Here is a 20,693-nt window from a genome sequence, read left to right as displayed (position 1 = left end):
ACTGGCTGGCGGAAACCCCGCACGAAGGAGCAACATGAGCACTGAGACCGCAGACCCCGGCCACGGACACTCGCCCGCGGCATGGACGGCCGTCACGATCATGCTCATCGCATTCGTGATCGGCACGGTCGCGTTCTACTTCGACACCCAGTGGCTCGTCTGGGCGTCGGCCGGTCTCCTCGTCGTCGGTCTCCTCGTCGGCTGGGTCCTCGCCCGTGTCGGCTACGGTGTCGGCGGCTCGAAGGTCGCTGAAAAGGCGCACTAGGTGCTGGCCGAACTGACGGCGAACGCGGTCGCCGATGCGGCCGCGCGCCGTGAGCTCCGTTCGCTCGCCGAGGTCGAGGCCGCCGCGCTCGCGCGTCCTGCGGCACTCGACGCCCTCGAAGCGCTGAGGCCCGCCGCGCACGTCAAGGTCATCGCCGAGATCAAGCGTTCGAGCCCCTCACGCGGCTCGCTCGCGACGATCGCCGATCCGGCTGCGCTCGCCCGCAGCTACGAACTCGGCGGGGCGAGCGCGATCAGCGTGCTCACCGAGGGCCGCAAGTTCGGCGGATCGCTCGCCGACCTCGAGTCGGTGCGCGCCGCGGTGGCGCTGCCGGTGCTGCGCAAAGACTTCATCGCGACGCCGTACCAGGTGTTCGAGGCGCGCGCCGCAGGCGCAGACCTCGTGCTGCTGATCGTCGCGGCGCTCGACGACGCGACGCTCCGCGAGCTGTTCGACCTCATCGTCTCGCTCGGCATGACGCCGCTCGTCGAGACGCACTCCGCCGAAGAGCTCGACCGGGCCGCGGCGCTCGGTGCCCGGCTCATCGGCGTGAACGCCCGCGACCTCTCGAGCTTCGAGCTCGACCGCGACCTCTTCGGCCGCCTCGCCGATCGCTTCCCCGAGGGTGCGATCCGCGTCGCCGAGTCGGCGGTGCTCTCGCCCGCCGACGTCGCCCACTACCGGGCGTCGGGTGCCGACGTCGTGCTCGTGGGCGAGGCCCTCGTCACGGGCGACCCGATTGCCAACCTCTCAGCTTTCCTGGCGGTGTGACATGGCGCTTCGAGCGCAGACCGGTCCGTACTTCGGCGACTTCGGTGGGCGCTTCGTGCCCGAATCCCTGGTCGCCGCCCTCGACGAGCTCGGCGAGGCCTACGACCTCGCGAAGCTCGACCCGGCGTTCGGCGCCGAGCTCGCCGAGCTCGGACGCAGCTACACGGGGCGCCCCTCGATCATCACCGAGGTGCCTCGATTCGCGGAGCACGCCGGCGGCGCCCGCATCATCCTGAAGCGCGAAGACCTCAACCACACGGGCTCGCACAAGATCAACAACGTGCTGGGCCAGGCGCTCCTCACGAAGCGCATCGGCAAGCAGCGGGTGATCGCCGAGACGGGCGCCGGCCAGCACGGCGTCGCGACGGCCACCGCTGCGGCCCTCTTCGGCCTCGAGTGCACGATCTACATGGGCGAGGTCGACACCGAGCGGCAGGCGCTCAACGTCGCCCGCATGCGCCTCCTCGGCGCCGAGGTCGTCGCGGTGAAGGCGGGCTCGCGGACGTTGAAGGACGCGATCAACGAGGCCATGCGCGACTGGGTCACGAACGTCGAGACCACCAACTACATCTTCGGCACGGTCGCCGGGCCCCACCCGTTCCCCGAGATGGTGCGCGACTTCCAGAAGATCATCGGCGAAGAGGCGCGCCAGCAGGTGCTCGACCTCACCGGTGCGCTGCCGACCGCCGTCACGGCGTGCGTCGGCGGCGGATCGAACGCGATCGGCATCTTCCACGCCTTCCTCGACGACGAGGGCGTCGGCCTCTACGGCTTCGAGGCGGGCGGCGAGGGCGTCGACACCCCGCGTCACGCGGCGACCATCACGAAGGGCCGCCCGGGCGTGCTGCACGGCGCCCGCAGCTACATGCTGCAAGATGAAGACGGCCAGACGATCGAGTCGCACTCGATCTCGGCCGGCCTCGACTACCCGGGCGTCGGCCCCGAGCACTCGTGGCTCGCGGCGATCGGGCGGGCGCAGTACCGCCCCGTCACCGACGACGCCGCCATGCAGGCGCTGCGCCTGCTCACTCGCACCGAGGGCATCATCCCCGCGATCGAGTCGTCGCACGCGCTCGCCGGCACCCTCGAGCTCGGCCGTGAGCTGGGCCCCGACGCCACGATCCTCGTGAACCTCTCGGGTCGCGGCGACAAGGACATGGACACCGCAGCCCGGTACTTCGAGCTGTACGACGCGGAGGCCGCCGAATGAGCGCTCGCAACACGGTCGGCCCGGTCATCGCACGGCGCAACGCCGAGGCATCCGGCGCTCTCATCGGCTACCTGCCCGTGGGCTTCCCGACGCTCGACGAGAGCGTCGAAGCCGCGGTCGCGCTCGTCGAGAACGGCGTCGACGTGCTCGAGCTCGGACTGCCGTACTCCGACCCCGTCATGGACGGTCCCGTCATCCAGGCGGCGACCCAGCAGGCGCTCGCGAACGGCTTCCGCCTCGCCGACGGCTTCGAGGCGGTGCGCCGCGTCACCGAGCGGGTGGATGCCCCGGTGCTGATCATGACGTACTGGAACCCCGTCGTGCAGTACGGCGTCGAGCGCTTCGCCGACGACCTCGCCGCCGCCGGGGGAGCCGGGCTCATCACGCCCGACCTCATCCCCGACGAGGGCGCCGAGTGGATCGCCGCCTCCGAGCGCACCGGGCTCGACCGGGTGTTCCTCGCCGCGCCGACCTCGACCGAGGCCCGCATCGAGCAGGTCGTCGAGGCGAGCCGCGGCTTCGTGTACGCGGTGTCGACGATGGGCATCACCGGCGCCCGCGCCGACGTCGATCGCGCCGCGCGTTCGGTCGTCGAACGTCTGCAGTCGGCCGGGGCGCCCGCGAGCTGCGTCGGCGTCGGCATCTCGACGTCCGCGCAGGTGCGCGAGGTGCTCGGGTACGCCGACGGCGCCATCGTCGGCTCCGCGCTCGTGAAGGCCCTCGCCGACGGCGGGGTGCAGGCGGCGGGTCAGCTCGCCGCCGAGCTCGCGCGCGGTACCCGCGGCGAGTGAAGTACGCTGACTGAGGCCCACGCGGCCGAGTTTCTCCCGAGGAAAGGCAGCAGCCCGAGTGATCGCCCCGATCAGCATTCCGAGCCCCGACTATGACTGGCGTACGCTCGAGATCCCCGTGCCCTGGGGCACCCTGCCCATCCAGACGTACGCGCTGTGCATCCTCGCAGGAATCATCCTCGCGGTGATCATCACCTCGCGTCGTCTGACCAAGCGCGGCGCAGAGCCCGGCGTCGTCCTCGACATCGCCCTCTGGGCGGTGCCTCTCGGCATCATCGGCGCCCGCTTCTACCACGTGTTCACACACCCGGACGATTACTTCGCCGGCCAAGAGTGGTGGACGGTCTTCGCGATCTGGGAGGGCGGCAACGCCATCTACGGCGCGCTCATCGGTGGTGCCATCGGTGTTCTGATCGGGTGCAGGTTCACCGGCCTGCGCTTCCTCACCTTCGCCGACGCGCTCGCGCCCGGCCTCCTCGTCGCGCAGGCCGTGGGCCGCCTCGGCAACTGGTTCAACCACGAGCTCTACGGCGCCCCCACCGACCTGCCCTGGGGTCTCGAGATCGAGTACGACAACGCGGCCTGGCCGCAGGGCCTCGTCGAGGGCACGCTGTTCCACCCGACCTTCCTCTACGAGCTCGTCTGGAACCTCCTTGGTGCGGCGTTCATCGTGCTCCTCGAGCGCCGGGTCAACCTGCGCTGGGGCAAGGCCTTCGCCGTCTACCTGATCTGGTACGGCCTCGGCCGTTCGTTCTTCGAGTCGATCCGCGTGGACCCGAGCGAGATGTTCCTCGGCATCCGGGTCAACGTGTGGGCGTCCCTCGCCGCGGTCGTCCTGGGCATCGTCATCCTGATCGTGCAGCGTCGCCGGCACACCGGAATCGAGCCGAGCCCGTATGTGCCCGGACGTGAATGGAAGGGCCCCGACGCTGAGGTAGACTCAGACGAAATCGAGTCCGACTCAGACTCTCTCGACGACGGCGTCGAGGTTCAGAACGAATCCCCGGGCGAGACGGCGGCCACAAGCCCCAGCCGTTCCACCTCATAGGCAGGCCGCCCCACACCACGTTCTCCGAAGCGACGCCGCACCATGCGTCGCGCATCCCCGCGTAGGGCCGACGATGTCCCCGCATCCCTTTGACGATGAGGACGGTCCCTGTGTCGCTCACCCCACCCTTCTCGCGGTTCGGAACGATCCCCCCTGCCCAGGGCATGTACGACCCGGCGGCCGAGAAAGACGCCTGCGGCCTCGCGATGGTCGCCACGCTCCGCGGCACCGCGGGGCACGACATCATCACGGCGGCGCTCGACGCACTGCGTCACCTCGAGCACCGTGGTGCGGTCGGCTCCGACGCGGGCACGGGCGACGGCGCCGGCATCATCACCCAGATCCCCGACGAGTTCCTGCGTGCGGTGGCGAGCTTCCCGCTGCCCGCGGCGGGTTCGTACGTCGTGGGCAACGCCTTCCTCCCCGTCGACCCGACGACGCGCAGCTCGGTGAAGCGGCAGCTCGCCGAGCTCGCCGCCTCCGAGGGGCTCGAGGTGCTCGGCTGGCGCGAGGTGCCCGTGCGACCCGAAGAGCTCGGCACGCTCGCCCGCGCGGCGATGCCGGCGGTGCAGCAGCTGTTCCTGCAGTCGAGCGCGACGACGGCGGCGGGCGCGCGGCTGGAGGGCATCGCGCTCGACCGTCTCGCATTCCGGCTCCGCAAGCGCGCCGAGCGCGAGCTCGAGCTCTACTTCGCCTCGCTGTCGTGCCGCACGATGGTCTACAAGGGCATGGTGACGACGCTCCAGCTCGAGCCGTTCTACCCCGACCTCTCCGACGAGCGCTTCACCTCGAAGCTCGCGCTCGTGCACTCGCGGTACTCGACGAACACCTTCCCGTCGTGGCCGCTCGCTCAGCCGTTCCGCATGATCGCGCACAACGGCGAGATCAACACCATCCAGGGCAACCGCAACTGGATGCGGGCTCGTCAGTCGCAGCTCGAGTCGGAGGTGCTCGGCGACCTCGCCCCCGTCATGCCGATCGTGACCCCGGGAGCGAGCGACTCCGCCTCGTTCGACGAGGTCGTCGAGCTGCTCACCCTCGCGGGGCGCAGCCTGCCGCACGCGATCATGATGATGGTGCCGGAGGCGTGGGAGAACCAGGCCGAGCTGAGCCCCGAGCGTCGCGCCTTCTACGAGTACCACTCGATGCTCATGGAGCCGTGGGACGGCCCCGCCGCGATCGTCTTCACCGACGGCTCGCTCGTCGGCGCGACGCTCGACCGCAACGGCCTCCGTCCTGGCCGCTACGTCGTCACCGACGACGGCCTCGTGGTGCTCGCGAGCGAGATCGGCGTGCTCGACCTCGAGCAGTCCCGGATCGTGCGCAAGGGCCGCCTGCAGCCTGGCCGCATGTTCCTCGTCGACACCGAGGCGGGGCGACTCATCGAGGACGACGAGATCAAGTCGCAGCTCGAGACCTCTGCGCCGTGGGGCGACTGGCTCGAGGAGGGGCGCATCCGCCTCGCCGACCTGCCCGAGCGCGAGCACATCGTGCACCCGCCGGCGTCGGTCAACCGCCGACAGCGCACCTTCGGCTACACGGAGGAAGAGGTGAAGATCCTGCTCGCGCCGATGGCGCGCACCGGGCAGGAGCCGCTCGGCGCGATGGGCTCCGACACGCCGATCGCGGTGCTGTCGAAGCGCCCGCGCCTCCTCTTCGACTACTTCACGCAGCAGTTCGCGCAGGTCACGAACCCGCCGCTCGACTCGATCCGCGAGGCGGTCGTCACCTCCCTCGGCACCTCGCTCGGGCCCGAGCGCAACCTGCTCGACGCCGGCCCCGAGCACGCCCGTCAGGTCTCGCTCACCTTCCCGGTGATCGACAACGACGAGCTGGCGAAGATCGTGCACATCGACCCGATGCCCGGTCGTCGCACGACCGTCACGATCCGCGGCCTCTACCGTTTCGACGAGGGCCCCGACGCCATGCGCGACCGCATCGCCGCGATGTGCGGCGAGGTCGACGAGGCGATCGAGCAGGGTGCGAAGTTCATCGTGCTCTCCGACCGCGACTCCAACAAGGACCTGGCGCCCATCCCGTCGCTGCTGATGCTGTCGGCCGTGCACCACCACCTCATCCGCGCCGAGAACCGCATGAAGGTCGGGCTCGTGGTCGAGGCGGGCGACGTGCGCGAGGTACACCACATCGCGCTCCTCGTCGGCTACGGCGCCTCCGCGGTGAACCCGTACCTCGCCATGGAGAGCTGCGAGGACCTCGTCCGGGCGGGCGTCATCACGGGCGTCAGCCCCGAAGACGCCGTGCACAACGTGATCAAGGCGCTCGGCAAGGGCGTACTGAAGATCATGTCGAAGATGGGCGTCTCGACGATCTCCTCCTACGCGGGCGCCCAGGCGTTCGAGGCCGTCGGCCTCGACCAGCGGTTCATCGACGAGTACTTCACCGGCACCACGTCGAAGCTCGGCGGCGTCGGGCTCGACGTCATCGCCGCCGAGAACCTCGACCGGCACTCGAAGGCCTACCCCGAGGACGTCGCGGTGCGCGCGCACGAGCGGCTCGCGACGGGCGGCGAGTACCAGTGGCGCCGCGACGGCTCACCGCACCTCTTCAACCCCGAGACGGTGTTCCGCCTGCAGCACTCGACGCGCAACCGCCGCTACGACGTCTTCCGCGAGTACACCTCGCTCGTCGACTCGCAGGCCGAGGAGCTCGCGACGCTCCGCGGCATGTTCGCGCTGCGCACGGGCACCCGCCCGGCCGTGCCCATCGACGAAGTCGAGTCCGTGGCATCCATCGTGAAGCGGTTCTCGACCGGTGCGATGAGCTACGGCTCCATCTCGAAGGAGGCGCACGAGACGCTCGCGATCGCGATGAACCGACTCGGCGCGAAGTCGAACACCGGCGAGGGCGGCGAAGACCTCGACCGACTGCTCGACCCCGAGCGCCGGAGCGCGATCAAGCAGGTCGCCTCGGGCCGCTTCGGCGTCACGAGCATGTACCTGACGCACGCCGACGACATCCAGATCAAGCTCGCGCAGGGCGCCAAGCCCGGCGAGGGCGGACAGCTGCCGCCGACGAAGGTCTACCCCTGGGTGGCGCGCACCCGGCACGCGACCGCGGGCGTGGGGCTCATCTCGCCGCCGCCGCACCACGACATCTACTCGATCGAGGACCTCAAGCAGCTGATCTTCGACCTGAAGCGGGCGAACCCGAAGGCGCGCATCCACGTGAAGCTCGTCAGCCAGTCGGGCATCGGCGCGGTCGCCGCGGGCGTCGCGAAGGCGCTCTCCGACGTGATCCTCGTCTCGGGGCACGACGGCGGCACGGGGGCGAGCCCGCTCAACTCCCTGAAGCACGCGGGCACCCCGTGGGAGCTCGGCCTCGCCGAGACGCAGCAGACGCTCATGCTGAACGGCATGCGCGATCGCGTCGTGGTGCAGGTCGACGGTCAGCTGAAGACGGGCCGCGACGTCGTCATCGGTGCGCTGCTCGGCGCCGAGGAGTTCGGTTTCGCGACGGCTCCGCTCGTCGTCGAGGGCTGCGTCATGATGCGCGTCTGCCACCTCGACACCTGCCCGGTGGGCGTCGCGACGCAGAACCCCGAACTGCGCAAGCGCTTCACGGGCAAGCCCGAGTTCGTGGTCAACTTCTTCGAGTTCATCGCCCAGGAGGTGCGCGAGTACCTCGCCGAGCTGGGGTTCCGCTCGATCGACGAGATCATCGGGCGGCGCGAGCTCCTCGACGTCGACCGTGCGCTCGACCACTGGAAGGCGTCCGGTCTCGACCTGACCCCCGTGCTCGTCGGCCCCGACTTCTCCGAGTCCGAGCCCCGCCGCAACGGTCGCGCCCAGGACCACGAGCTCGACGAGCACTTCGACAACGAGCTGATCCGCCGCAGCGGCATCGTGTTGGAGGAGGGCGGCGCGGTCGAGATCTCGCTGCCGATCAAGAACACCGAGCGGGCCGTCGGCACCATGCTCGGCCACGAGGTCACGGCGCGCCACGGCGAGCAGGGGCTCCCGGCCGGGTCGATCGACGTGACGCTCAGCGGGTCGGCCGGGCAGTCGCTCGGCGCGTTCATGCCGAGCGGCATCACCCTGCGCCTCGAGGGCGACTCGAACGACTACGTCGGCAAGGGCCTCTCGGGTGGCCGGATCGTCGTGCGCCCCTCGCGAGACAGCGGCTTCGTCGCCGAGCGCAACGTCATCGCCGGCAATGTCATCGGCTACGGCGCGACGAGCGGCAGCATGTTCATCCGCGGCATCGTGGGCGAGCGGTTCCTCGTGCGCAACTCGGGTGCGACCGCGGTCGTCGAGGGCGTGGGCGACCACGCGCTCGAGTACATGACCGGCGGGCTCGCGCTCATCCTCGGCGAGACCGGCCGCAACCTCGGCGCCGGCATGTCGGGCGGCACCGCGTACGTGCTCGGTCTCCGCGAAGAGCGGGTGAACCGCGAGTCGCTCACGAGCGGCGAGCTCGAGCTCCTCCCGCTCGGCGGCGCAGACCGCGAGATCGTGCGCGACCTGCTCGAGCAGCACGTCGCCGAGACCGACTCCGCAGTCGCGGCCGCGCTGCTCGCGGCCGGCGACGAGGGGCTCGACCGCTTCACCAAGGTGCTGCCGCGCGACTACGCCGCGGTGCTCCGCACGCGCCAGAGCGCGGTCGACGAGGGGCTCGACCCCGACGGCGACGTGGTCTGGTCGCGCATCCTCGAGGTCACCAATGGCTGACGGCGATCTCGCATACCCGCGGCCCGACGCCGCACCGAAGCACACCGCATCGACGACCACCGTGGAGGTGACGAATGGCTGACCCCAAGGGCTTTCTGAAGGTCACCGAGCGCGAGCTGCCGAAGCGGCGGCCCGTGCCGGTCCGGATCATGGACTTCAAGGAGGTGTACGAGCAGGGGGACCCGGCCCAGCTGCGTCGTCAGGCGGGCCGCTGCATGGACTGCGGCATCCCGTTCTGCCACCAGGGCTGCCCGCTCGGCAACCTCATTCCCGAGTGGAACGACCTCATGTACCGCGGCGAGGGCCGCGCGGCGAGCGAGCGTCTCCACGCCACGAACAACTTCCCCGAGTTCACGGGTCGGCTCTGCCCGGCGCCGTGCGAGTCGGCGTGCGTGCTCGGCATCAACCAGCCCGCCGTGACGATCAAGCAGGTCGAGGTCTCGATCATCGACCAGGCCTTCGGCAGCGGCTGGGTGCAGCCGCAGCCCCCCGGGCGCCTGACCGGCAAGACGGTCGCCGTCGTCGGTTCGGGACCCGCGGGACTCGCCGCGGCGCAGCAGCTCACGCGCGCCGGCCACACGGTCGCCGTGTTCGAGCGCGACGACCGCATCGGCGGTCTGCTGCGGTACGGGATCCCCGACTTCAAGATGGAGAAGAAGCACCTCGACCAGCGTCTCGCGCAGATGACGGCCGAGGGCACCCGCTTCCGCGCTGGCATGAACATCGGCGTCGACATCACCTGGGAGCAGCTGCGCGAGCGGTACGACGCCGTCGTGGTCGCGACCGGCGCCATGGTGCCGCGCGACCTGCCGATCCCCGGGCGCGACCTCCCCGGCGTGCACTTCGCGATGGAGTACCTCGTGCAGTCGAACCGGCACCTCGCCGGTGACGAGGTCTTCGACCAGATCTCGGCAGAGGGCAAGCACGTCGTCGTCCTCGGCGGCGGCGACACGGGCGCCGACTGCATCGGCACCGCGCACCGCCAGGGCGCGCTCTCGGTGACGAACCTCGCGATCGGCAAGCAGCCCGGCGAGGCGCGCCCCGAGCACCAGCCGTGGCCGATGCACCCGACGCTCTTCGAGGTGCAGAGCGCCCACGAGGAGGGCGGGCACCGCGAGTACCTCGTCTCCACGGTCGAGTTCATCGCGAACGACGCGGGCGAGCTCCGGGCCATCCGGGTCGCCGAGACCGAGTACCTCGACGGGCGCCGCGTGCCGAAGGCGGGCACCGAGCGCGAGATCCCGGCCGACCTCGTGCTCCTCGCACTCGGGTTCACCGGCCCCGAGAGCCGTGAACTCGACGAGCAGCTCTCGCTCGCGGTGACCGACCGGGGCAACCTCGATCGCGACGCCGCGTACGCCACGGCCCAGCCGGGCGTCTTCGTCGCGGGCGACGCGGGCCGCGGCCAGTCGCTCATCGTCTGGGCGATCGCCGAGGGTCGTGCAGCGGCCGCGGCCGTCGACCGGTACCTTGAAGGCGAGACCTCGCTGCCGAGCCCGATCCCGGCGAACGCGCGCGCGTTCGCCGTCTGAACCCGGCGCGCCGTCGGCGCGTCTCCGTACCAACACCAGCGCTTCGGCGCGGAACACCGGGAGCACAATCACATGAGACGAGCGAAGATCGTCGCCACCCTCGGGCCGGCGACATCGAGCTACGAGCAGATCCGGGCGATCATCGATGCGGGCGTCGACGTCGCGCGGATGAACCTCAGCCACGGCACCTACGACGTCCACGAGGGCGTCTACCAGAACGTGCGGAAGGCGGCGAGCGACTCGGGTCGCGCGGTCGCAGTCCTCGTCGACCTGCAGGGGCCGAAGATCCGTCTCGGCAAGTTCGCCGACGGACCGCACGAGCTCGCCGAGGGCGACATCTTCAAGATCACCACTGAAGACATCCTCGGGACGAAGGAGATCGTCGGCACGACGTTCAAGGGCCTCCCGCAGGACGTGAAGCCGGGCGACTTCCTCCTGATCGACGACGGCAAGGTGCGCGTCGAGGTCGTCGAGACCGACGGCACCGTCGTCACCACGAAGGTCGTCGTCGCCGGCCCCGTCTCGAACAACAAGGGCATCAACCTGCCCGGCGTCGCGGTCAACGTGCCGGCCCTCTCCGAGAAGGACGAGGCCGACCTGCGCTGGGGCCTCGAGCTCGGCGCCGACCTCATCGCGCTGTCGTTCGTGCGCAACGCCGCCGACATCACCCGCGTGCACGAGATCATGGACGAGGTGGGCCGTCGCGTGCCCGTCGTCGCCAAGGTCGAGAAGCCGCAGGCCGTCGACGCGCTGGAGGAGATCACCGAGGCGTTCGACGCCGTCATGGTCGCCCGCGGCGACCTCGGCGTCGAGCTGCCCCTCGAGGCGGTGCCGATCGTGCAGAAGCGCGCCGTCGAGATCGCCCGTCGTCTCGCGAAGCCCGTCATCGTCGCGACGCAGATGCTCGAGTCGATGATCCACAGCCCGGTGCCGACGCGCGCCGAGACCTCCGACGTCGCGAACGCCGTCCTCGACGGCGCCGACGCGGTCATGCTCTCGGGTGAGACCAGCGTGGGCGAGTATCCGGTCATCACGGTGCAGACCATGGCGCGCATCGTCGAGTCGACCGAGCAGCACGGCCTCGACCGCATCGCGCCGCTCGGCACGAAGCCGCGCACCCAGTCGGGCGCGATCACCGCAGCGGCCGTCGAGGTCGCCGACTTCGTCGAGGCGAAGTACCTCTGCGTGTTCACCGAGTCGGGCGAGACGGTGCGCCGGATGACGCGCCTCCGCTCGAAGATCCCCATCCTGGCGTTCACGCCCGACCCCGCGATCCGTCGCCGCATGGCGCTCAACTGGGGCGTCGAGTCGTTCGTCGTCTCGCGCGTCACGCACACCGACCAGATGGTCGGCCAGGTCGACGAGGCGCTCGCGAAGACCGGCAAGGCCGTCAAGGGCGAGAAGGTCGTCATCATCTCGGGTTCCCCTCCCGGAATCCCCGGCACCACGAACGACGTGCGCGTGCACGTCGTCGGCGAGGTGCTCTAGACCCCGCCATGAGAAGGAGCCGGCCCACGAGGGCCGGCTCCTTCGGCGTTCGGGGGCGGATGCCACCGGGTGCCGCCGTGGCACACTGCAGGGGTGAGTGTGCGATTCGAGTGCCGGACCATGCTGGCGATGTCCCCGGCGGAAGCGTTCGACCGTTCGCTCGACATCGACGAGCACCTCGCCTCGATGTCGCACACGAGCGAGCGCGCGGTCGGGGGAGTGACCGCGGGGACGATCGGCCTCGGCGAGGAGGTGACCTGGCGTGCGCGCCACTTCGGGCTCGTCTGGCGCATGACGAGCCGGATCACCGAGCTCGAGCGCCCTTCGCGCTTCGTCGACGAGCAGGTGCGCGGACCGTTCCACGCATTCCGGCACGTGCACTGCTTCGAACCGGCCGGCGACCGGGCGACGCTGATGATCGACGAGGTCGCGTTCTCGGCGCCGTTCGGCCCGGTCGGGCGCCTCGCCGAGCTCGTGCTCGCTCCGTACCTGCAAGGACTCATCGAGCGGCGCAACCGGCATCTCGCGGCGCTGGGTGAGGTGTGATCCCCGGCGGGGATCTTCGTGGTGCCGGTGGTGGGGGTCGAACCCACACGCCCTTTCGGGCAAAGCATTTTGAGTGCTCCGCGTCTGCCATTCCGCCACACCGGCCTTGGGCCTCGCCCAGAATACCGTAGGCTTTCCTCCGTGACAGACACCGAATCTACTCAGCCGGCAGCTCCGCGCCGCGTGGTCGTGGCGGAGGATGAGTCGCTCATCCGCCTCGACATCGTCGAGATCCTGCGCGACAACGGCTTCGAGGTCGTCGGCGAGGCGGGTGACGGCGAGACTGCCGTGGCACTCGCCACCGAACTGCGCCCCGATCTCGTCATCATGGACGTCAAGATGCCCCAGCTCGACGGCATCTCCGCCGCAGAGCGTCTCTCGAAGGGGCACATCGCCCCGGTCGTCCTCCTCACGGCGTTCAGCCAGAAGGAGCTCGTCGAGCGCGCCAGCGAGGCGGGGGCCCTGGCCTACGTCGTGAAGCCGTTCACGCCGAACGACCTGCTGCCCGCGATCGAGATCGCGCTGGCCCGGCACGCCCAGATCATCGCGCTCGAGGCCGAGGTCGGCGACCTCGTCGAGCGCTTCGAGACCCGCAAGCTCGTCGACCGGGCGAAGGGCCTCCTCAACGAGAAGATGGGCCTCTCCGAGCCCGAGGCGTTCCGCTGGATCCAGAAGGCGTCGATGGACCGGCGCCTCACCATGAAGGACGTCTCGCAGGCGATCATCGAGCAGCTCGCCGCCAAGAAGTAGGGCTTCGCGCCCCGAACGACGGATGCCTCGACGACACGTGTCGTCGAGGCATCCGTCGTTCGCATTTCGGGGGAGCGGAGCGCGTCGGGCGGTGTCGGCGGCCGCTTGTAGTCTTGTCGAGTGACGGACGCAGATAAGCCCACCCTCCTCGTCGTCGACGGCCACTCGCTGGCCTTCCGAGCCTTCTACGCCCTCCCGGTCGACAGCTTCACGACCCGCGACGGCCAGCACACGAACGCCATCCACGGCTTCCTGTCGATGCTGCTGCTGCTCCTGCAGAACGAGAAGCCGACCCACCTCGCGGTCGCGTTCGACATCTCGCGGCACTCGTTCCGCACTCGCGAGTACCCCGAGTACAAGGGCACCCGCGGCGAGACGCCGGCCGAGTTCAAGGGCCAGGTGCCGCTGCTGCAGGACGCGCTGAACGCGATGGGCGTCACGACGCTCGAGAAGGAGGACTTCGAGGCCGACGACATCCTCGCGACGCTCGCCGCGCGCGGCCGCGCCGAGGGGTACCGGGTGCTGCTCGTCTCGGGCGACCGCGACACGATCCAGCTCGTCAACGACGACGTCACCCTGCTCTATCCGAACACGCAGGGCGTGTCGCAGCTGAAGCGCTACGACATCGCCGCGGTGCAGGAGCGCTACGGCATCCGCCCCGAGCAGTACCCCGACATCGCGGCCCTCGTCGGCGAGACGAGCGACAACCTCATCGGCATCTCGAAGGTCGGCGAGAAGACGGCGCTCAAGTGGCTCGGGCTCTACGGCGACCTCGACGGCATCCTCGCCCACGCCGAGGAGATCAAGGGCGTCGTCGGGCAGAACCTGCGCGACCAGAAAGAGAACGCGATCCGCAACCGCCGCCTGAACCGGCTCGTGACCGACGTCGACCTCGATGTCGTCATCGGCGAGCTCGCGGCGAAGCCGATCGACATCGAGGCGGTGCGCCCGGTGTTCGAGCGTCTCGAGTTCCGCACCCTGTTCGAACGACTGCGCAAGCTCGCCGAGGGTGACGCGAACGGCAACGGCAACGGTGGCGCGAACGGCAACGGCGCGGTCGCCGCGGCTGCGGAGCCGGCGGCCGAGGCGGCGCCGATCCCGACGCCGCGTCTGCTGCTCGACGAAGAACTCGAGGCGTGGCTCTCGAAGGCCGTCGCCGCCGAGCCCGCAGGGCTCGGCCTCAGCCTCGAGATCTTCGAGGGTCGCGTCATCGGTGCCGGCATCGCCACCGCCTCCGAGACCGTGCGCCTGCCGTGGCAGGCCGGTCGAAGCGACTACGCGCCGTTCGAGGCGTGGCTCGCGAGCGATGCGCCGAAGGTCATGACCGACGCGAAGCCGCAGCTCGAGGCGCTCGAGCGCTCCGGTCTCGCCTTCGACGGGCTCGTGCTCGACACTCTCGTCGCCGCGTGGCTCGCCCGGCCGAACCTCACCGAGAAGACCCTGGCCGACCTCGTCGACCGATACCTCGGCGAGACGGTGCCGCAGTCCGACCCGTCGCAGCTCGTGCCCGAAGAGGGCAGCGACGCGGGCGCCCCCGAGTACGCGTGGTTCACCCTCCGGCTCGCGCCCCTCGTGCTGCGGGCGCTGCCCGAGCCGACGCGCAGGCTGCTCGCCGAGGTCGAGATGCCGCTCGTGCCGGTGCTCGCCGCGATGCAGCTGCGCGGCGTCACGGTCGACCACGGAGAGCTCGCGGCGCTGTCGGCCGAGCTCGGCGACCGGGCGGCCGGGCTCGCGCAGCTCGCCTTCGCCGAGATCGGTCGCGAGGTGAACCTCGGCTCGCCGAAGCAGCTCCAGGAGGTGCTCTTCGCCCAGCTCGCGATGCCGAAGACCCGAGCGACGAAGACGGGCTACACGACCGACGCCGCGGCCCTCGCCGACCTGCAGGAGTCGAACCCGCACCCCTTCCTCGGCTATCTGCTCGAACACCGCGACGCGACGAAGCTGCGGCAGATCGTCGAGTCGCTCGACAAGGCGATCGCCCCCGACGGGCGAATCCACACGACGTACGGGCAGATCGGCGCCGCCACCGGTCGCATGTCGTCGAACGACCCGAACCTGCAGAACATCCCGATCCGCACCGAGGACGGCCGTCGCATCCGCAAGGCGTTCCGCCACGGCGAGGCCTACACCGAGCTGCTGACCGCCGACTACTCGCAGATCGAGATGCGCATCATGGCGCACCTCTCGGGCGACCCGGGCCTCATCGAGGCCTTCAATGCGGGCGAAGACCTGCACCGCTTCGTCGGCGCCCGCGTCTTCGGGGTCGAGCCGGCCGACGTCACCCCGCTCATGCGCACGAAGGTCAAGGCGATGTCGTACGGGCTCGCGTACGGGCTCAGCGCCTTCGGCCTCTCGAAGCAGCTGCGCATCGACCGGTCCGAGGCGACCCAGCTCATGAAGGAGTACTTCGAGCGGTTCGGCGCGGTGCGCGACTACCTGCGCGGCGTCGTCGAGCAGGCGAAGATCGACGGTTACACCGAGACGATCTTCGGTCGTCGCCGCCCCTTCCCCGACCTCAACAGCCCCAACCGGGTGCACCGCGAGAACGCCGAGCGCGCAGCGCTCAACTCGCCGATCCAGGGCTCGGCCGCCGACATCATGAAGATCGCGATGGTCGGCGTCGAGCGGGCGATCGTCGAGCAGGGCCTCGCGAGCCGCATGCTGATGACGGTGCACGACGAACTCATCTTCGAGGTCGCCGACGGTGAGAGCGAGCCGCTCGAACTGCTCGTGCGCGAGAAGATGGCGAGCGCCGCCGATCTCCTCGTTCCGCTCGAGGTGCAGGTCGGGCGCGGTCCCAACTGGGAGGACGCGGGCCACTGAGCGAGGGATCCTCGACGTCGACAGACTGACACCCGCTGTCCTAGGTTCGGGGGATGACCTCTCGTGAGCGCACCCCGTCCGACGTCGACCGGATCGCCGAAGGGTGGGTCGACACACTCGTCGAACTGAACCCGGGCGTCGGCACCTACATCGGTCGCACGAGCCACGACGACCGGCTCGCCGACTACTCGCCCGAGGGGCACGAGCGCGAGATCGCCGCGACCCGTGAGACGCTCGCGGCACTCCGGGCGGCGACCCCCGTCGACGACGTCGACCGCATCACGGTCGCCGACCTCGGCGCCGAGCTCGAGCTCGCCCTCGAGCGGCACGACGCGGCGCTCCACCTGCGCGACCTCAACGTGATCGCGAGCCCCGCCCAAGACATCCGCGAGGTCTTCGACCTCATGCCGACGGCCGAGACGGCCGACTGGGAGCGCGTCGCGAGCCGCCTCGGCGCGGTCCCGGGCGCGGTCGAGGGCTACATCGAGACCCTGCGCGCCGGCATCGGTGCGGGTGTCGTTCCGGCGGTCCGACAGGTCCGCGAGGTCGCCGCGCAGGCGCACCGCATCGCCCGGGCCGACGGCTTCTTCACGAGCTTCGCCGCCGAGGCGCGCGCCGGTGACGCCGAGCTCCCCGAACCTCTTCGACGGCACCTCGGCGAGGGCGCTGCGGAGGCGACCGCGGCGTACGGCCGCCTCGCCGCGTTCCTCGAGGGCGAGCTGCAGCCCGTCGCCGGGGAGCAGGACGGCGTGGGGCGTGAGCTCTACGCGCTGCAGTCGCGCCACTTCCTCGGGGCCGTGATCGACCTCGACGAGACCTACGAGTGGGGCATCGAGGAGCTCGCCCGCATGGTCGCCGAGCAGGAGTCGATCGCGAAGGAGATCCTGCCCGGCGCATCCGTGGCCGAGGCCATCGCCCACCTCGAGCGCGACCCCTCGCGCAAGCTCCACGGCACCGACGCCCTGCAGCGGTGGATGCAGGAGACGAGCGACCGCGCGGTCGCCGAGCTCGCCGGCACCCAGTTCGACATCCCCCAGGAGATCCGCACGCTCGAGTGCATGATCGCCCCCACACAGGAGGGCGGCATCTACTACACCGGGCCGAGCGACGACTTCACCCGACCCGGCCGCATGTGGTGGTCGGTGCCCGAGGGCGTGACCGAGTTCGACACCTGGCGCGAACTCACGACCGTGTACCACGAGGGTGTTCCCGGGCACCACCTGCAGATCGGCCAGGCGGTCGTCAACCGCGGGCAGCTGAACACGTGGCGGCGCCAGCTCGCCGGCACCTCGGGGCACGCCGAGGGCTGGGCGCTCTACGCCGAGCGTCTGATGGAGGGGCTCGGCTACCTCGACGACCCCGCCGACCGCCTCGGCATGCTCGACGGCCAGCGCATGCGCGCCGCCCGGGTGGTGCTCGACATCGGCGTGCACCTCGGCAAGCAGCGTCCCGACGGGCAGGGCGCGTGGACGGGGGAGTACGCCTTCGAGTTCCTCGCGGAGAACGTGAACATGAACGAGGGCTTCGTGCGCTTCGAGGTCAACCGCTACCTCGGCTGGCCGGGGCAGGCGCCGTCGTACAAGGTCGGGCAGCGCATCTGGGAGCAGCTGCGCGACGAGGTCGCGCGTCGTGAGGGCGACGCATTCGACATCCGCGAGTTCCACCGCAGCGCGCTCGCGCTCGGCGGCGTGGGGCTCGACACGCTGCGTTCGGCGCTGCTCGGCTGATCGGTGCGGGCGGGCGGCCGGACTGCACGCCCGGCCCGGCCCGCCGCGGTTGCCGAGAGCCGACGGATTCCGTTAGGATGCAATGTCACTCTTGTGACATCCCTGTCCGCATGCCCATCGCGGAAACACAATAACGCTCTACCGAGCGATGGGCTCGATATTGTCCTTTACGGAGCATTCACTACATGACAACCGCAACGACCAAGGCACCCAAGCAGGTCGCCATCAACGACATCGGATCTGCTGAAGACTTCCTTGCCGCGGTCGAAAAGACTCTGAAGTTCTTCAACGACGGCGACCTCATCGAGGGCACCGTCGTGAAGATCGACCGCGACGAGGTCCTCCTCGACGTCGGCTACAAGACCGAGGGCGTCATCCCCTCGCGCGAGCTTTCGATCAAGCACGACGTCGACCCCAGCGAGGTCGTCGGCGTCGGCGACACCGTCGAGGCCCTCGTTCTCCAGAAGGAGGACAAGGAAGGCCGCCTCATCCTGTCGAAGAAGCGTGCTCAGTACGAGCGCGCATGGGGCGACGTGGAGAAGATCAAGGAAGCCGATGGCGTCGTGACCGGTTCGGTCATCGAGGTCGTCAAGGGCGGCCTGATCGTCGACATCGGCCTCCGTGGCTTCCTCCCGGCGTCGCTCATCGAGCTCCGCCGCGTGCGCGACCTCACGCCGTACCTCGGCCAGGAGATCGAGGCGAAGATCCTCGAGCTCGACAAGAACCGCAACAACGTGGTGCTCTCGCGCCGCGCGCTCCTCGAGCAGACGCAGTCCGAGTCGCGTTCGACGTTCCTCGCGAACCTCCACCCGGGCCAGATCCGCAAGGGCGTCATCTCGTCGATCGTCAACTTCGGTGCGTTCGTCGACCTCGGTGGCGTCGACGGTCTCGTCCACGTCTCCGAGCTCTCGTGGAAGCACATCGAGCACGCCAGCGAGGTCGTCGAGGTCGGCCAGGAGGTCACCGTCGAGGTGCTCTCCGTCGAGCTCGACCGCGAGCGCGTCTCGCTGTCGCTCAAGGCGACGCAGGAGGACCCGTGGCAGGTCTTCGCCCGTACCCACGCGATCGGCCAGGTCGCCCCGGGTAAGGTCACGAAGCTCGTTCCGTTCGGTGCGTTCGTTCGCGTCGCCGACGGCATCGAGGGCCTCGTCCACATCTCCGAGCTGTCGGGCAAGCACGTCGAGCTCGCAGAGCAGGTCGTGTCGGTCGGCGAAGAGGTCTTCGTCAAGGTCATCGACATCGACCTCGAGCGTCGCCGCATCTCGCTCTCGCTGAAGCAGGCGAACGAGGGCGTCGACCCCGAGGGCACCGAGTTCGACCCGGCGCTCTACGGCATGCTCACCGAGTACGACGAGCAGGGCAACTACAAGTACCCTGAGGGCTTCGACCCCGAGACCAACGAGTGGCGCGAGGGCTTCGAGGCTCAGCGCGAGAAGTGGGAGCAGGACTACGCTGCCGCTCAGGCTCGCTGGGAGGCGCACAAGAAGCAGGTTGCTGCTTCGCTCGCCGCTCAGGCTGCCGACGACTCGTTCTCGGCCGGCGGTGCCTCGTACTCGAGCGAGTCGGCCGGTGCCGGCACCCTCGCCGACGACGCGTCGCTCGCGGCGCTGCGCGAGAAGCTCTCGAGCAACAACTGATCGCATTTCGCGAGAAGACGGAAGGCCGGTCCCCTCGGGGGCCGGCCTTCCGGCGTTGGTGGGGCGTACCTCGCCCTGCGGCGGTGAGTGCGCCGCCGTTCAGGGGGCGGGCAGCGGATGCTCCGCGCTCCGCGCCCGACGTGTGCGGCGACGGCGGCGGACGACGAGGACGACGGCGATCGCGAGGAGTACGATTCCGAGGATCACGAGCACCGGTGCGAGGATCGCGGCAAACGCGAGGGTGAAGCTTCCGGCGTCTTCGACCGCGCTCGCGATGGGGGCGCCCACGCCGGCCGTCGCGGTGTTGATGACCGGTCTGGCCGCGGCCTTCGCGAGGTGCACGAGGAGCGCGAGGCCGACGCCGACGGCGATCGGCACCCATTGCGACGACGCGAAGAACGTCTCGGGGTCGGTGACGGCGACCGTCTCGGAGCCGATGCCCGAGCTGAACGCGAGGCCGCCCGCCGTCGGGCGCACGACCGTCTGCACGAGGTCGTTGACGGAGTCGAGGCCCGGGATCTTGTCGGCGACGAACTCGACGACGAGCAGCACCACGAGAATGAGCAGCACCCATTCGTTCGCGAGCCATGCCCAGGCCGTCGGCAGCTCGACGAGCCCGGTGAAGCGGTCGAGCGCCCCGAGGATCACCAGGGGGATCCATGCATTGAGACCGGCGGCGAGGGCGAGCCCCGTCCCGGTGAGCAGTTCGAGCATGCCGCCTCCTCATCGAACGAGTCGAGTGTCGCACGATTAGAGTGGTCACGTGTATCTGATCGGCCTCACGGGCGGCATCGCCTCAGGAAAATCCACCGTCGCGCGGCGCCTCTACGAGCACGGCGCCGTTCACCTCGACGCCGATGAGCTCGCGCGTCGCGTCGTCGCCCCCGGCACGCCGGGTCTGGCGGCGATCGTCGCCGAGTTCGGCGAGAGGGTGCTTCAGGCCGACGGCTCGCTCGACCGCGCGAAGCTCGGCGAGCTCGTCTTCAACGACGACGCCGCCCGCGCACGGCTGAACGCCATCGTGCACCCCGCGGTGCGCGAACTCTCGGGTCGGCTCATCGCGAAGGCCGAGGCCGAGAACCCCGACGCGGTCGTCGTGTACGACGTGCCGCTCCTCGTCGAGGCATCCGTCGATCACCCGTTCGACCTCATCGTCGTGACGAACGCACCGCGCAAGACCCAGGTGAAGCGACTCGTCGAAGAACGCGGGCTCGACCTCAACCAGGCCGAGGCGCGGGTCGACGCGCAGGTCGACAACACGCGTCGGCTGCAGATCGCCGACGTCGTGATCGACACCGACGGCACCCTCGCGCACACGATGAGCCAGACCGACGCGCTCTGGGCCGACATCGCAGCGCGGCGGGCTGCGCGCGCCTGAATCGTCGCGCGGCGCTCGGTCGGCTGTTCGGGGGAGTGC

Annotated in this window: 15 protein-coding genes and 1 tRNA gene; 14 read left to right on the top strand and 2 right to left on the bottom strand. The window is 70.0% G+C overall.

Features of this window, described 5'->3' with window-relative positions; all coding sequences use genetic code 11:
• The first annotated feature begins 34 nt into the window (after window positions 1–34).
• The 9 genes from ACFVTX_RS00155 (at window position 35) to ACFVTX_RS00115 (ending at window position 12,339) form a co-directional block, all read left to right on the top strand.
• Window positions 35–265 carry a DUF6704 family protein gene (locus ACFVTX_RS00155; RefSeq protein WP_386897013.1) on the top strand — a complete coding sequence of 77 codons (231 nt, stop codon included), beginning with the start codon at window positions 35–37 and terminating at the stop codon, window positions 263–265.
• Window positions 266–1,036 carry an indole-3-glycerol phosphate synthase TrpC gene (gene trpC, locus ACFVTX_RS00150; protein ID WP_386897011.1) on the top strand — a complete coding sequence of 257 codons (771 nt, stop codon included), beginning with the start codon at window positions 266–268 and terminating at the stop codon, window positions 1,034–1,036. It begins immediately after the preceding gene.
• 1 nt (window position 1,037) lies between these two features.
• A complete protein-coding gene (gene trpB, locus ACFVTX_RS00145) occupies window positions 1,038–2,246 on the top strand; it encodes a tryptophan synthase subunit beta (RefSeq protein WP_386897009.1) in 1,209 nt (402 codons plus the stop codon).
• On the top strand, window positions 2,243–3,037 hold the full coding sequence (gene trpA, locus ACFVTX_RS00140) for a tryptophan synthase subunit alpha (protein WP_386897007.1): 795 nt from the start codon (window positions 2,243–2,245) through the stop codon (window positions 3,035–3,037). Before trpB ends, trpA begins: the two co-directional genes overlap by 4 nt.
• A gap of 58 nt (window positions 3,038–3,095) precedes the next feature.
• Window positions 3,096–4,085, top strand: coding sequence for a prolipoprotein diacylglyceryl transferase (gene lgt, locus ACFVTX_RS00135; protein WP_386897005.1), 990 nt, complete (start codon window positions 3,096–3,098; stop codon window positions 4,083–4,085).
• 164 nt (window positions 4,086–4,249) lie between these two features.
• Window positions 4,250–8,773: a glutamate synthase large subunit gene (gltB, locus tag ACFVTX_RS00130; RefSeq protein WP_386898714.1), complete on the top strand. Its 4,524-nt coding sequence runs from the start codon at window positions 4,250–4,252 to the stop codon at window positions 8,771–8,773.
• Window positions 8,774–8,847: 74 nt separating this feature from the next.
• The gene (locus ACFVTX_RS00125) at window positions 8,848–10,305 is read left to right on the top strand and encodes a glutamate synthase subunit beta (RefSeq protein WP_386897003.1); all 1,458 of its coding nucleotides are present in this window, start codon (window positions 8,848–8,850) and stop codon (window positions 10,303–10,305) included.
• Window positions 10,306–10,377: 72 nt separating this feature from the next.
• Window positions 10,378–11,793, top strand: a complete 1,416-nt coding sequence (gene pyk, locus ACFVTX_RS00120; protein WP_376945408.1) for a pyruvate kinase — start codon at window positions 10,378–10,380, stop codon at window positions 11,791–11,793.
• A gap of 120 nt (window positions 11,794–11,913) precedes the next feature.
• Window positions 11,914–12,339 (top strand): SRPBCC family protein, encoded by a 426-nt coding sequence (locus ACFVTX_RS00115; protein ID WP_386897001.1) that lies wholly within the window; start codon window positions 11,914–11,916, stop codon window positions 12,337–12,339.
• A gap of 19 nt (window positions 12,340–12,358) precedes the next feature.
• Here ACFVTX_RS00115 and ACFVTX_RS00110 read toward each other — a convergent pair.
• Window positions 12,359–12,444: transfer RNA gene (locus tag ACFVTX_RS00110), tRNA-Leu, on the bottom strand.
• 36 nt (window positions 12,445–12,480) lie between these two features.
• Between ACFVTX_RS00110 and ACFVTX_RS00105 the strand changes: the two genes are divergently transcribed.
• The 4 genes from ACFVTX_RS00105 to rpsA all read left to right on the top strand — a co-directional run bounded on the left by ACFVTX_RS00105 (window position 12,481) and on the right by rpsA (window position 19,276).
• Window positions 12,481–13,089 (top strand): ANTAR domain-containing response regulator, encoded by a 609-nt coding sequence (locus ACFVTX_RS00105; RefSeq protein WP_022888030.1) that lies wholly within the window; start codon window positions 12,481–12,483, stop codon window positions 13,087–13,089.
• Window positions 13,090–13,209: 120 nt separating this feature from the next.
• Window positions 13,210–15,912 carry a DNA polymerase I gene (gene polA, locus ACFVTX_RS00100; RefSeq protein ID WP_386896998.1) on the top strand — a complete coding sequence of 901 codons (2,703 nt, stop codon included), beginning with the start codon at window positions 13,210–13,212 and terminating at the stop codon, window positions 15,910–15,912.
• A 53-nt stretch (window positions 15,913–15,965) separates the two neighbouring features.
• On the top strand, window positions 15,966–17,639 hold the full coding sequence (locus ACFVTX_RS00095) for a DUF885 domain-containing protein (RefSeq protein WP_386896996.1): 1,674 nt from the start codon (window positions 15,966–15,968) through the stop codon (window positions 17,637–17,639).
• A 185-nt stretch (window positions 17,640–17,824) separates the two neighbouring features.
• Window positions 17,825–19,276, top strand: a complete 1,452-nt coding sequence (rpsA, locus tag ACFVTX_RS00090) for a 30S ribosomal protein S1 (RefSeq protein WP_376945400.1) — start codon at window positions 17,825–17,827, stop codon at window positions 19,274–19,276.
• A 99-nt stretch (window positions 19,277–19,375) separates the two neighbouring features.
• On the opposite strand, the gene ACFVTX_RS00085 is transcribed toward rpsA, so the two are convergent.
• On the bottom strand, window positions 19,376–19,990 hold the full coding sequence (locus ACFVTX_RS00085) for a DUF4126 domain-containing protein (protein WP_386896994.1): 615 nt from the start codon (window positions 19,988–19,990) through the stop codon (window positions 19,376–19,378).
• Between the two features lie 49 nt (window positions 19,991–20,039).
• Here ACFVTX_RS00085 and coaE point away from each other — a divergent pair, with 49 nt between their 5' ends.
• The gene (coaE, locus tag ACFVTX_RS00080; RefSeq protein WP_386896992.1) at window positions 20,040–20,654 is read left to right on the top strand and encodes a dephospho-CoA kinase; all 615 of its coding nucleotides are present in this window, start codon (window positions 20,040–20,042) and stop codon (window positions 20,652–20,654) included.
• Window positions 20,655–20,693 lie beyond the last annotated feature (39 nt).

Source organism: Agromyces sp. NPDC058136, from assembly GCF_042884375.1.
GTDB lineage: Bacteria > Actinomycetota > Actinomycetes > Actinomycetales > Microbacteriaceae > Agromyces.
The sequence above is the reverse complement of the archived record's forward strand: the minus strand, read 5'-3'. Positions and strand labels throughout refer to the sequence as shown.